This window comes from Agrobacterium larrymoorei, assembly GCF_037722385.1.
Classification (GTDB): Bacteria; Pseudomonadota; Alphaproteobacteria; order Rhizobiales; family Rhizobiaceae; genus Agrobacterium; species Agrobacterium larrymoorei_C.
The window spans coordinates 184333-198219 of the sequence record NZ_JBBKAQ010000006.1; the positions used below are offsets into that span (position 1 = coordinate 184333).

A 13887-nucleotide genomic window follows, 5' to 3' on the forward strand; every position below is an offset into this window, starting at 1 on the left:
TCAGCGTGCCTGCGTCCACTCCGGCAGCCACTCGCGATGGGCGACGAGAAGGTCGTCGACCAGCGACCAGATCTGATCGAGATCGAGTTCGGCCGCCGTATGCGGGTCCATCATGGCGGCGTGGTAAATGTGCTCGCGGTTCTCGCTCATCATCGCCCGAACCGTCAGTTCCTGGACGTTGATGTTGGTGCGCATCAGCGCTGTGAGTTGCGGCGGCAATTCGCCGATGAAGGTTGGCTGCACGCCGTTATGATCGACGAGGCAGGGCACTTCCGCCGCGCAATTATAGGGCAGTGAGGTGATGCAGCCATTGTTGCGCTGGTTGCCGTAGATGACAGACGGTTCACCGGTCCAGACCGAGTTGATGATCGAAGAGGCATATTCCTTCGATTGCTTGACTTCGATCTTGTCAGCGGAGCGATAGGCATCCGCCTCTCCCTTCCAGCGTTCGATCTGCTCGATGCAGCGCTTCGGATACTCATCCAGCGGAATGCCGAACTTCTCGATCAGGTCTTCGCGACCTTCCTTGATGAAATACGGCGTGTATTCGGCGAAATGCTCGGAGCTTTCGGTGACGAAATAACCGAGCCGCGTCAGCATCTCATAGCGGACCTTGTTGGGGCAGCGCGGATTCCAGCCGGGCTTCGGCGCACGGCCTTCGCGGTAGCCACGCACGAGATCCGGGTAAAGGTTCTTGTAGCTGCCATCCGGCAGGCGGTGTTCGAATTCAAGGAAGAACGCCATGTGGTTGATGCCGGCGGAGCGATAGCGGATTTCCTCGTAAGGAATATCGAGATCGTGCGCCAGTTCCATCGCCGTTCCCTGAACGGAGTGGCAGAGACCGACCTGGCGAATCGTCGGATATTTTTCCGCAATCGCCCAGGTGTTGATCGCCATCGGATTTACATATTGGAGCATGATGGCATTGGGGCAGACCGCCAGCATGTCCTCGCAGATTTTCCACAGATGCGGCACGGTGCGAAGGCCGCGCATGATACCGCCGACGCCCAGCGTATCGGCAATCGTCTGGCGCAGGCCGTATTTGCGCGGCACCTCGAAGTCGGTGACGGTGCAAGGCTCATAGCCACCGATCTGGAAGGCGACGACAACGAAATCCGCATCCGTCAGCGCCGCGCGCTGGTCGGTAAATGTTTCCGCCTTGGCGCTGACACCAAGCGTCGAGATCAGCTTGTTGACGACGATCGCGCTTTCGTCCAGCCGCTGCTGGTTGATGTCCATCAGCGCAATGCGCGCGCCGGACAGGGCTGGACGCTGCAGCACGTCGCCGATGATGTTCTTCATGAACACCGTGGACCCTGCCCCGATGAACGCGATCTTGGGATTTCTTGTCATTTCTCTCTCCACTTTCGGAAATTATGCGATTTCGAACGCGGCGCGGACCAGCCGCTGCGTGTATTCGGTTTTGGGATTGGACAGCACCTCTTCGACAGGCCCCTGCTCGACGATCTGCCCGCGCTGCATGACGATGACGCGGTGGCAAAGAGCACGCACGACCTTGAGGTCGTGCGAGATGAAGAGGTAGCTCAAGCCCTTCTCGTCCTGCAGCTTGCGCAACAGATCGATGATCTGCGCTTGCACCGAGAGGTCCAGCGCCGATGTCGGCTCGTCCAGCAGCAGAAACTCGGGCTCAAGCGCAATTGCGCGTGCTATCGCGATGCGCTGCCGCTGGCCCCCGGAGAACTCGTGCGGAAAGCGGTTGGTGACGTTGTCAGGAAGCCCCGCATCTTTGAGAGCTGCCCGCACCCGATCCAGCCGCTCGGCGCTGTTGGCGCCGATGTTGTTAACGACCAGCCCCTCGCCGATGATTTGTCCAACCGTCATGCGCGGATTGAGCGAGGAAAACGGGTCCTGAAACACCACCTGCATGCGTGAGCGTAAGGGGCGCATCCCGTCTCGATCCTTGTCATGGATCGGCTGCTTGTCGAAGAAGATTTCCCCGCCCTCGTTGCCTATCAATCGCGTCAGCGCCTGCCCGAATGTGGTTTTGCCGGACCCCGATTCACCGACGAGCCCGAGCGTTTCGTGACGTCTGAGATCGAGCGACAGCCCATCGACCGCCACGAGATCGTGGAACACCGGGCGGAACAGACCGCCGCTGCGAAGCCCGAAGGACACCCGGACATTCTTGCCTTCCAGCAGAATGGGCTGGTCTTCCGATAGTGGCTTGGCACGACCGCGCGGCTCGGAGCCAAGAAGATGGCGCGTGTAAGGGTGCTGCGGCGCCTCGAAAAGTGCGGCTGTCGTATTGTGCTCCTGCAGCAGGCCTTTCTGCATCACATAGACGTAATCGGAGAAGCGGCGTACCACCGTCAAATCGTGAGTGATCAGGACGACAGCCATGCCGTGCTTCTTTTGCAAATCCCTCAGCAGATTGAGGATCTGCGCTTGTACGGTGACGTCGAGCGCGGTCGTCGGCTCGTCGGCGATCAAGAGATCGGGATTGTTGGCAAGCGCCATGGCGATCATCACGCGCTGACGTTGGCCGCCGGACAACTGGTGGGGATATTGGTCGATCCTGAGTTCCGGATCAGGAATACGCACTTCCGCCAGAAGTGCGATGGCCTGCTTGCGTGCCTCCGACTTGCTGACCCGGCGGTGCGCACGGATGGCTTCGGATATCTGCGTGCCGATGGAGTAGAGCGGATTGAGCGAACTCATCGGCTCCTGGAAGATCATCGATATCCGGCTGCCCCGGAGCTGCCGGCGTCTTTCCCTCGAGTATTTCAGTATGTCCTGGCCGTTGAACACCACCCGGGCATTGGGGCTCACCGTGGCGCGCTTGGAGAGCAGCCCCATGACAAGACGTGCCGTCACAGATTTTCCCGAACCGGATTCACCGACGATGGCAATCGTCTCGCCACGGTATAGCTGGAAGGAAATATCCTGAACGGCAGAGACTTCGCCATGCTCGGTCTTGAAGTTGACGCCAGCGTGGCGAACATCGAGAAGCGGTTCATCCGTATGAAGCGCTGCGTCGAGACGAGTTTCAGGGATGAGGTTTTGTGTCATCGTGATCTCTTTCTCGGGCTCAATAGGGGTCGATCGCATCGCGAAGACCATCACCCAGCGCGTTGAAGGCGAAGACCGTGACCAGCACGAAGCCGACGGGGGCGAGGATCCAGGGATAGGAACCGATGACCGAGTAATTGGCCGTATCCTGCAGCATCAGACCCCAGGAGATCAGCGGCGGCTTCACGGCAAAGCCGAGGAAGCCAAGGAAGGATTCCAGAAGCACGATCGTCGGAATGTTCAGCGTCACGGCAACGATCACGTGGCTCATTACATTCGGGAAAATGTGCTGAAAGATGATGCGCCGATCCGTCGCACCGATGGCTATTGCCGCTTTCACATATTCGATGCGTGCAAGTGCCAGCGTCTTGCCGCGTACCTCGCGTGACATCTGCGCCCAGCCGAGCGCCGACATGACGACGATGACAAAGCCGAGAAAGACATTCGTCGGAGCCGTCACCGGGATCAGCGACGTCAGCGCCAGATAGAGCGGCAGTTGCGGAAAGGCGAGCACCAGTTCGACGAAACGCTGCGCCCATGTGTCGAAGGCACCGCCGAGATAACCGGAGACCATACCAACTGTCGTGCCGATCGCGGTGACGATGGTGACGACGGTGAGCGCAATCATCAACGAGATGCGAGAGCCATAGATCGCACGGGAAAGAATGTCACGACCGAGCTTGTCCGTGCCAAGGAAGTGAATTGGCTTGCCATCCGTCGATCCGAAGAAGTGGATCGTGGACGGTATGATGCCGAAGAGCTTGTATTCGAAGCCGGTAACGAAGAAGCCGAGCGTGCGGGGATTTTCGAAGTCCGGTCCGCTGACGGGCTGGAAGGTGATGGGATCCAGCTTCTCGGAATCGACCATCGGATAGACGCGAGGCCTGACCAGATTGCCTTCCTGATCATGGATGGAGATCGATTCCGGCGGCATGAAGGAATCTTCCGACAGCATCGGATCGACGGGCGCGAAGAATCCCGCGAAGACCGCCATGATGAGCAGCGCGCAGACAAGCACGAGACCGAGCATGCCGGTAAACGAGCGCCGGAAGCGACGCCACACCAGGGCCTGGTAGCTTTCATTGCCGGCAGGAGCCTTTGTCGCAGTCGGCTCGATTGTTGTTTCGGCTGGAACCAACATGGTCACGCTCCTCCCAGTCTGACGCGTGGATCAAGGGCTGCCAGCAGCATATCGGCGATGATGTTGCCGATGATCAGCGTGGCGGCCAGCACCAGCATGAAGGTCGCTGTCACATAGACGTCGCCCACATGCATGGAGCCAACGATGGCTGGTCCGACGGTTGGCAGCGCGAAGATGATCGCGACCTCGATTTCGCCGGTCAGCATGTAGGGCAGGACCACACCCTGATACATGATGAGCGGATGCAGCGCGTTTGGGACCGCATGGCGCATGACGACTGTACTTTCGCGCAAACCCTTGGCACGCGCCGTTTCGATATATTGGGCATTCAGCGTATCGAGCAGGTTGCCGCGCATCACGCGCATATTGTAGGCGAGCCCGCCGAAGGTGGCGATGGCGACCACCGGCCATACATGCTTCACCAGATCGACGAACTTGTCCCAGGACCAGGGCGCGCCGCCGTATCGCGGCGAGAAGAAGTTGCCGATTTCGCTGATATTGAAGTGGAAGACCAGGAGATAGACCATGATCAGCGCCATCAAAAAGCGCGGAATGGTCATTCCGAGGAAGGCGATGCCGGAGAGGATCGTATCGACCCAGCTATATTGGCGCGTGGCCGCAAGAATGCCGAAGGTGATGCCGAGGACCGAAGCGAAGATGTGGCAGACGAGCGCCAGGATCAGCGTGCGCGGCAGGCGCTCAGCCACGATTTCGCCGACGGGCCGGTTGTAGAACATGCTGTAACCGAAGTCCCCTTTCGCCACCATGTTCCAGATCCAGTTGAAATACTGGATGATCAGCGGCTGATCGAGACCGTGGGCCACGGCATACGCCTTGGCCTGAGCATCGGCCTGCTCGAAGGAAGCGCCGCCAAGATTCATCAGCTGCGACCGGATGTAATCTGCATAGTTGCCGGGCGGCGCCTGGATGATCGCAAAGGTCACGATGCTCAGGATCAGAAGCAACGGAATTGCGGACAGAAGGCGGGTAACCAGAAACCTCAACATTGGAACTTCTCCTCAAGGGGACGGTGGCGGTTCAGGGCTATCAAGCCGCTAAACCGCCACCATTTGGGTTCCACGCCCCGCCTGATGCTGCGGGGCGCGGATCCGGGAGGATCACTTACTTCTGCGGACCATCACCGCCGGGCTTGCCGGGCAGCATGTCCTTGAAGAGCTGGTAGTCGCCCTGGTCGGCTGCCGGAACATAGAGGCGTTCGCGGATAACCGAGTCTTCAGCCCAGTTGAACATGTAGATCGGTGTTCCGTTCGGCACGTTCTTGAAGCGTTTGTTGATGATCAGAGCACCGGGATATTCCACGAGACCGACGGTGTTGACGTTGGTCGTGTAGATCTTCTGATACTGCTTGATCAGATCGGCCTGTTCCTTCGGGTCGCTTGCTGTGACGAACTTGTTGATCGTATCGGCAAGCTCCTTTTCGAATGGCATCAGGTCGAGCTCATTCTTGTTGTTGGCCCGGTGGAACCAACTGGTGCGCGGGCCAGTCGGAGCAAGCTGCGGCGTGTTCTGCACGACCGACGCCAGTTCCGCCTGGGTGCGATGAAGCGACCAGTCGAACTTGCCGCCAAAGTTTGCCGCATCGCGATCCTTGCTGGCCTGGGCATTCAGCACCACGCGGATGCCGAGCTTCTGCATCTGGGCGATGACGCCTTCTGCAAGGCTCTTGTCGGTGGTGTAGTCATTGCTGACAAGCATCGAGATTTCGACATCCTTGCCGCCAGCCGTGCCGGCCGGGAAGTTGACGATGCCATTACCATCGGTATCTTTCAGACCGGCTGCGGCCAGCTCCTTCTTGGCGCCCTCAAGATCGAAAGGATAGTAGAATGTCGACTGACGATCGTAGAAGTTCGAGCCGGAGAGAATGCCACCGGCATAGGTCGCAACGAAAGGACCCTTGACGAGCGAGTCGCCCAGTTCCTTACGGTTGGTCGCCATGGTGATGGCTCGACGGAAGTGCTCGTTTCGGTTCAACTCGCGAATGGCCTGCTGGCGGGCATCCGGATCACCCCAGCCGTTGGCCGAGAAGTTCATCTCGATATTGTAGCCAATCAGGCGCGGTCCGAAGGCAAGTCTTGCTGGCGCGTCCTTCTGGGCGGAGCGCTTCAGCGACTCCACGAAGTTTTCCGGCTGCTCGAGGTTGGAAATATCACCGGAGCCTGCAACCGCCTGAACGTCCCGGTCGGCCCATGTCGACAACTTGTAATGCGTCTCATCCAGATATGGGAGCTGATTGCCCTTCTCGTCGACCTTCCAGTAGTAGGGGTTGCGGCGAAGAACGATGATGTCGTCCGGACGATATTCGACCGGCACCCATGCGCCCATGACCGGGAAGTTCATGTAGCTAGGCGGGAACGCGTTCTTGTACTGATCGTAGGTATTCTTCGAATATTTCGGATGCTGCGGCTTCAGCATATGGGCTGGACCTGGGCAGAAGGTGCCGTAGGCCATGTTGTAGATGAACTGCTTCGGAAACGCGTCCTTGAAGGTCCATTCGATCGTGTATTTGTCGATGGCTTTCAGCGTCGTACCGGCACCGAATGTTTCCTGGGTGGCGCCATTCAACGGCGAGACGTTCGGATCGAGGACGTTGTCGTCCCAGTAGAACATCACGTCGTCCGACGTGAAGTCCTGGCCGTCGGACCACTTCGCACCTTCGATGAGCTTCATCGTCAGTTTGTGACCGTCCTTGGACCATTCCCAGCTCTTGGCAAGGTTTGGAAGCGGCTGAAGGTCGTCAGCCTTGACCTGGAAGAGCGGTCCGGTGCGCGTCAGGCACTCGAAGAGACCGATATCGATACCACCCCATCCCTGGTTCTGACCAGCCCAGTAGTTCCAGCCTTCCGGACGACCGCCAATGACATGACGCAGCGTGTCGCCGTAAACACCAACGCCATCGGGCATGTTTCCGGTCTTGTAGACCATCGGCTCTTTCGGCAGACGATCCTTAACCGGCGGCAGCTTCTTCTGGTCGACGAACTGCTTCGTCACCCAGGAAGGTTCATGATATTCCGGCAGTGCCTTATATTCGAGGATGGCCGATCCATCCACATATTGCACCTTGGTTTGCGCCGGGAAATCCGGCGGCTGCGGTACGACGGTCAGTTCCGACGCCATGGCGCCATATGCCAGGGCGGACACGCCAACAAGAAGGGCGGCCGTTTTCACAAGATATCGGTTTGTCATCCTCACTCCCCTTTTTTAACAGCGGCTGCACCGCCGTACCTGCTTTAAGACCAGGCCTCCCGCCCGGCATATCGACGGCCCTCGTCAGAGGCCCGCCTGATTTCGTTATTCGTCGCCTGCGATCAGCTCGCCTGCTTGATTGCGCGCAGTTCCTCGACGGAGCGAACGGCGCGACGCGCCGAGCCTTCCCATTCGCGAGTTTTCACCGTTGCGTTCTTCAAGCGCTCGCGCGCTGCTGGAACGGCATCGGCATATTGCGGCAGCCACTGGGCCTGCGCCACAATCATCTCGTCGACCATCTGCCAAACCTCTTCCGGCGTGGACACGGCGCCAACCAGCGGATCATGCAGCACGGCAAGCTTCAACAGGTCGATGTCACCGGTCACGGCCGCATGCACAGACATCCGCTGGACATTGATGGACGCCATGCAGGTCGCTGCACAGGCTTCCGGCAGGGTAATGCCGGAGACCATGTTGATGCCGAAGCGATCGACGAAGCCGGGCGACTCGATGATGGCATCTGACGGTAGATTGCTGATGACGCCATTGTTCTTGACGTTGAAGTGACCGCGATAGACACGCCCGGTCTCAAGCGCCTCGAGAATATGGCTGGCATGTTCGTTGGAGCGCTTGGCCGGATCGATCGGCTTGTCGGCAACTGCCAGGAACTGCGGAAACTCCGTTTCGAACCAATTGCGCGTTTCGGTGGAGTAGCGGAGGTAGCCGCCGGTTTCGCCGTGGATCCAGTCCGACATGTCGATCCAGCGCGAAATTTCTTCCGGCCGCTTGCGGTACCAGGGCAGATATTCTGACAGGTGGCCATTGCTTTCGGTGGAATAGACGCCAAAGCGCTTCAGCACATCGATGCGGAGCTTTTCCTGCTGCGAGAAGACCGGATGAGCTTCGAAGGCGGCAACCAGCTCGTCCTTGCCGATTTTGCGTCCGTTGAGCCGCAGATCGACGAACCACGTTTGGTGATTGATGCCGGAGCAGATGTAATCCAGTTCGGAAGGTGACTTTGCACCCAGAACTTCGGCAATCTGTTCGGCCCCATGCTGAACGCCGTGGCAGAGACCGACGGTATCCACCTTGCCATACTCGATCGCAGCCCAGGTATTCATCGCCATCGGGTTGGCGTAGTTAAGGAACTTCGCATCCGGCGCGGCGACTTCACGAATATCGCGGCAGAAATCCAAGATGACGGGAATGTTGCGCTGACCGTAAAGGATGCCGCCTGCACAAATCGTATCGCCGACGCACTGATCGATACCGTATTTGAGCGGAATGCGGATATCCTCGGCGTAGGCTTCCAAGCCGCCGACGCGAACGCAGCTGATGATATATTTGGCGCCTTCAAGTGCGCGCTTGCGATCCGTACTGGCAGTAACCTTGACGTTCAGACGATTAGATTCAACGATCTTATCGAGAATGGCCTTGATCATATCCAGGTTGTGCTGGCTGACATCGGTCAGCGCCACCTCGATATCGTGAAATTCCGGTACGCATAGAACATCGGTGAAGAGCTTCTTTGTGAAGCCGACGCTCCCGGCACCGATTATAGCGATTTTGAAACTCATAACGCCACCTCTTTTTCGAATGGAAAGGGCAAAACGGGCCGAAGGACTCTCGCGTCACAAAAACTCCACCGACCTTCCATCACATTGGAAAATCAGTGTTATTGACGGTATCGTCTTAAAAAATCCTGCTGGCTGTCTCCTCTGCGGGCGATTATGCGTATAAAGATGGGCAATGCCAGAGAAGGATTATGCTTTAATGGGTAATTTTGTGCTGCACAATTTGATCGACCAGGGGCCTTGCATGCGCGCGGTCTCCCTGCCACGCGGGCGCCAAACGCTTCACACCATGCCCACAAGTAGCGGCTATGAAATCCGCCACGGCGGCAACTATGATTGGGATGGCAGAAAGCGCGGACAGACACCGTTTACGGTGCTGCAACATTGTATCAGCGGCGCTGGCAATCTGCGTTATGAAAACCGCCATTATGTCGTCAAGCCCGGTGAAACTCTGCTTGTTCTTGTTCCCCACAATCACCGTTACTGGCTCGAAGACAATGAAGAATGGGAGTTCTTCTGGATATCCATGAATGGGGAGGAAGCCTTGCGTATTCATCGCAACATCCTCGCCGTGACGGGACCTATTCTAAAGCTTCAGTCGCAGACGATCGATCACCTGGCGGAATGCTGCTCCCGTCTCGTCAACGGTGCTGAAACGCCAGGCGCCGCCTCCGCAGTCGCTTATGAAGCCGCCATGACGCTCTATGACGACGTCTTCGGCTCGCATGCGTCCTTCGGCGGCGAATACCGCACCATGCAGCAGGTGCTGAGCTACATTGATGGGCACCTGAATGAGCGCCTTTCCGTTAATGATCTGGCCGCTGTGGCAGGGCTCAGCCGCGCGCATTTCTCTCGGATCTTCACCGCCAATGAGGGTGTTCCGCCGGCAGAGTTTGTCTTGCAGCGCCGCCTTCGGCGGGCGGCAAAGCTCCTGACCACAGCCGCGAATATTCCGATAAAGGAAGTCTCGGTGCTTTGCGGATTCGATGATCCGAACTATTTCTCAAAGGTGTTCCGCAGGCTTTACGGCACAAATCCGAGTGAATTTCGCACCAGTGGGATGTATCCAAGCGCGCCTCATAATTAGAAACACGCATCGTAACCGACCATCGGCGAGCCTGCACTTTCATTCGGATATATTTTCGAAATAAAACAGTTATGAAACATTAACTTCGCTCGTAAGACCGGGCTTTACTCTTATCAGCTACCAGTCTCATCATTGACGATCGACATATGGATGGTGAGATGAGCGACGGCTTTGCGAATGCACGGACTGTAGAACAGGCCCGATATCATGCTCTGGCACGGACCTGGCCCGCACTCTACATCGCGCTGTGCGCGGACATCATTGCCGTCGCATTCGTCCATTCCACTCTCGCACCTTGGTGGGCTTGGGCAACTCTGCCTGCAGTTCTGGTCCCGAAGTCGCTGATCTGGGCCTATCTCTGGCATCGCAAGCGCGATGTTATTCCGCCGTCGGCAGAATGCACGCGCTCGGTTCGAATTCTCGGTATCGAGATCACGGTGTGGATGGCGATGATCGTCGGCTGGCAGGTCTGGCTTTCGCATTGGGGAACAGGCGAGTCTCTGCTCCTTTTGGCGCTTTGCATGGGCGGCCAGATGGTCTTCCTGCTGTTTGGCCTCCTGCACCTTCGAGTCTCCTCCATTTTATCGGCCACATTCTGCGTTCTCGGCATGCTTTACATCGGCGCCCATTCCGGTTCTGCGCTGATCGGCATCGTTGTACTCCTGGTCGGCGGTGTCGCAGGCCTCGCCTATGTCGCACAAGGCTACTATCGCGATTTCACCAGCCTGGTCTCATCACGGCTTTCGATTGAAACCAAGACGCGCGAGATCGAGACACTCAGCGAAGACAACTTTCGCATTGCCAATACTGACATGCTGACAGAGATCGGCAACAGGCGTCGCTTCTTCCGTGATCTGGAACAGGCTCTCGACCACGCGCGCGAAGCAGACAAACCGCTGGCACTCGCCATCGTGGATCTCGACGGCTTCAAGGCCATCAATGACAGCAATGGTCATCTTGTTGGCGACCGGTTGCTGAAAGCCATGGCACGACGTTTGCAGGATATTCTCTTGGCCCATGCCGAGGTCTATAGGCTGGGTGGCGACGAGTTCGCCTTCTTCATCCGCGGGGAGAATGATCCCGAGACACTGGTTGGCCTCGGCGATGTGCTGATCGAGTCGGTAAAGACGCCGATCTTTGTCGATGATCTACGCCTGTCACTCGGTTGCTCGGTCGGGTTTTCCACCTTCCCGCAGGCCGGAACGACCGCGACGGAACTCTATGATCGCGCTGACTATGCGCTTTTCCATGCCAAGAAAACTGGAAAGCAACAAACCGTACTGTTCAGTTCAGAACATGAGGAAACCGTGCGCGAAGCGGCTCTGATCGAGCGCAGCCTGCGTGCGGCCGACCTTGAGAAGGAATTGTTCCTCACCTTCCAGCCAATCGTCGATTCCGGTCGCAATGAGACGGTTCTGTTGGAATGCCTCGCCCGCTGGCAGAACCCAGCCCTTGGCCTTGTATCGCCAGCGCGGTTCATTCCCGTTGCAGAGCAATCCGGCCTTATCTCCACCCTCACCCCGCTCCTGCTGCGCAAGGCGTTGGACGCCGTTCGCCATTGGCCGGATACGGTCGGTATTTCCTTCAATCTCTCCGGGCACGACATCACCGCTCCAGACAAAATTCTGACCCTCATCACGATCCTGGAAAAGAGCGGCGTATCTGCAATACGAGTCGAATTCGAAGTTACCGAGACGGCATTGATGATGAACTTGGACCAGGCCATCGCCAGCCTGAACGCGCTAAAAGCCACGGGGGCGCGCATCTCGCTCGATGATTTTGGAACCGGCTATTCGAGCCTGAGCCAAATTCAGCGTTTGCCACTGGACAAGATAAAGGTCGATGCCAGCTTCGTCCGCGATCTTATCGACAGCGAGGCCAGCCAGAAGATCGTCCGCTCCGTCAGCTCGCTCTCGCGAGATCTGTCGCTCGATTGCGTCGTCGAGGGCGTGGAGACGGAAGATCAGCTCACCATGCTGACCGAAATGGGCTGCAACCTGATCCAGGGCTATATCTATTCACGGCCGCTCAAGGCTGTCGATGTTCAGCCCTTCCTGGACCAGCAGGTTCGCACGGAAACGGTGGCTGTAGGCTAAGGGCCATAGCAGCGGCTGGTTCGGTACGGCTTAGTTCTGCGGAGTGTTGCCGGCCGGTCGCGGTGATGGCAAAGGCACGTCGGCGGCCGCGGCTTCATTCTGCCAGGTGGTGATACGGTGTACGATGCCAGGTATCTCGTCATTGAGGTAGCTCGGCTGGCCAGGAAGGCCCATTGGATACATCGCTTCGCGCGCAGCTTCATATTGGACGCTCTGGTTGGTGCAGAGCCGTAGTCTCATATCTTCAGGCTTTACGTCCGGTCGGTTGGCAATCGACTCAACGGTCCCGAAACTTGGCGCAAGCTGTCCTTCAAATCCTTCGTTCAGATACTTGGCAGAGCGTTCATTGCGCTCTCGCTCAGTGGTCGCGCCTAGCACTACGACCATGAGGCGCCGGTTGTCACGCTTGGCCACACCGACGAAGTTGCGTCCGGAGGCGCAGAGGAAACCGGTCTTCAGGCCGGTTGTGCCACGGTAGCGGGTCAGAAGCAGGTTGTTGGACGGGATTTCTTTGCCATTGATCGATACGGCAGAGACCTGAAAGAAATTCTGGAACTGCGGGAATTGCTGCTCAATGGCGAGCCCCAGGATCGCAAGATCGCGCGCCGTAGTATAGTTGTTCTTGTCGAACAACCCGTTTGGGTTGGAAAAATGCGTCCCCGTCATGCCAAGGCGCCTCGCCGCGTCATTCATCTTTTCGACGAAGGGCGCCTCGCCATGGCCTATCCGTTCGGCGACGGCCATGGCCACGTCATTGGCGGACGCGACGATCATGGCATAAAGAGCATCTTCCAAGGTCATGGCCTGGCCCTGCGAGAGACCGGACTCCAGAAACGCCTCGCTGACGGATTTCTTCGTCATCGTCACGGGGGTCGAGAGCGAAATCTGGCCGTCACGCAGTGCCTCGAAGGTGAGAAACGCCGTCATCAACTTCGTCGTCGATGCGGGATACCAGGGAACGCCGGCATCTTCCTGAACAAGCACCTGGTGGGTATCGGCATCGAGGACGAGAACGGGCGTGGCCTGCACGGACATCGGCACCATCATCAACGATGCCAAGCAAACGGAGCCAATCAGTCTTTTCATCTCAATGCCAGTCCGGTGTTGTGGAAAAGGGGTTCCCTTAACAGGTAAACGATGCGGATGCCACAGAAGCGCGCACGGCAAACGCGTGAGCTGCTATGCAAGAAGAACACATCACTGAGTGAATTTTTAGAATTTGGAGCGGGCGAAGGGATTTGAACCCTCGACCCCAACCTTGGCAAGGTTGTGCTCTACCCCTGAGCTACACCCGCTCAAAGTCCGACGGTTCGGGGTAGATCGCTGAACCGCGGGTCGCCATGTTGCGGCAACGGCCGCTATATCGCTCAACCGACTTTCAAATGCAAGAGATAAATGCAGTGAGGGTGCGATATATCTGTTTCGCCCAGGCAGCGACGCACGCACGGCACAAACGCCGATCGCTTCACGATGACCGTCGAAAACACCGAATGAAAACTTTAATGAGAGATTTGGAGCGGGCGAAGGGATTTGAACCCTCGACCCCAACCTTGGCAAGGTTGTGCTCTACCCCTGAGCTACACCCGCTCAAAAATCCGACGGTTCGGGGTAGATCGCTGAACCGTGGGCGCCGTCTTGCGGCGACGGGCGCTATATCGCTCAACCGTTTTTCAAATGCAACAGGGAAATGACGAAAACTCGGAGAAAAATTTGTGCCTCATCGCAAGCATCGGAAAAGGCTGATCTTTTGTGGTC

At 57.7% G+C, this 13887-nt stretch carries 9 protein-coding genes and 2 tRNA genes; 2 read left to right on the forward strand and 9 right to left on the reverse strand.

Going from position 1 to position 13887, the window contains the following annotated elements:
- The 6 genes from WKI41_RS10555 to WKI41_RS10580 form a co-directional block, all read right to left on the reverse strand.
- Positions 1-1353 (reverse strand): alpha-galactosidase, encoded by a 1353-nt coding sequence (locus WKI41_RS10555; protein ID WP_340193436.1) that lies wholly within the window; start codon positions 1351-1353, stop codon positions 1-3.
- A 21-nt stretch (positions 1354-1374) separates the two neighbouring features.
- Positions 1375-3030 (reverse strand): dipeptide ABC transporter ATP-binding protein, encoded by a 1656-nt coding sequence (locus WKI41_RS10560; RefSeq protein WP_340193437.1) that lies wholly within the window; start codon positions 3028-3030, stop codon positions 1375-1377.
- A 19-nt stretch (positions 3031-3049) separates the two neighbouring features.
- Complete coding sequence (locus WKI41_RS10565) at positions 3050-4171, reverse strand: ABC transporter permease (protein WP_340193438.1); 1122 nt, start codon at positions 4169-4171, stop codon at positions 3050-3052.
- 2 nt (positions 4172-4173) lie between these two features.
- A complete protein-coding gene (locus tag WKI41_RS10570; RefSeq protein ID WP_340193439.1) occupies positions 4174-5178 on the reverse strand; it encodes an ABC transporter permease in 1005 nt (334 codons plus the stop codon).
- Between the two features lie 115 nt (positions 5179-5293).
- The gene (locus tag WKI41_RS10575) at positions 5294-7375 is read right to left on the reverse strand and encodes an ABC transporter substrate-binding protein (protein ID WP_340193440.1); all 2082 of its coding nucleotides are present in this window, start codon (positions 7373-7375) and stop codon (positions 5294-5296) included.
- A 122-nt stretch (positions 7376-7497) separates the two neighbouring features.
- Positions 7498-8952: an alpha-galactosidase gene (locus WKI41_RS10580; RefSeq protein WP_340193441.1), complete on the reverse strand. Its 1455-nt coding sequence runs from the start codon at positions 8950-8952 to the stop codon at positions 7498-7500.
- Between the two features lie 196 nt (positions 8953-9148).
- Between WKI41_RS10580 and WKI41_RS10585 the strand changes: the two genes are divergently transcribed.
- Both WKI41_RS10585 and WKI41_RS10590 read left to right on the forward strand, forming a co-directional pair.
- Positions 9149-10036, forward strand: a complete 888-nt coding sequence (locus WKI41_RS10585) for an AraC family transcriptional regulator (protein ID WP_340193442.1) — start codon at positions 9149-9151, stop codon at positions 10034-10036.
- Between the two features lie 158 nt (positions 10037-10194).
- Positions 10195-12132: a putative bifunctional diguanylate cyclase/phosphodiesterase gene (locus tag WKI41_RS10590; RefSeq protein ID WP_340193443.1), complete on the forward strand. Its 1938-nt coding sequence runs from the start codon at positions 10195-10197 to the stop codon at positions 12130-12132.
- A 30-nt stretch (positions 12133-12162) separates the two neighbouring features.
- Here WKI41_RS10590 and WKI41_RS10595 read toward each other — a convergent pair whose 3' ends face one another.
- From WKI41_RS10595 to WKI41_RS10605, 3 genes are all read right to left on the reverse strand, one after another.
- Positions 12163-13218 (reverse strand): D-alanyl-D-alanine carboxypeptidase family protein, encoded by a 1056-nt coding sequence (locus tag WKI41_RS10595; protein WP_340193444.1) that lies wholly within the window; start codon positions 13216-13218, stop codon positions 12163-12165.
- Between the two features lie 134 nt (positions 13219-13352).
- A tRNA-Gly gene (locus WKI41_RS10600) sits at positions 13353-13427 on the reverse strand.
- 217 nt (positions 13428-13644) lie between these two features.
- Positions 13645-13719: transfer RNA gene (locus WKI41_RS10605), tRNA-Gly, on the reverse strand.
- Between the last annotated feature and the right edge of the window lie 168 nt (positions 13720-13887).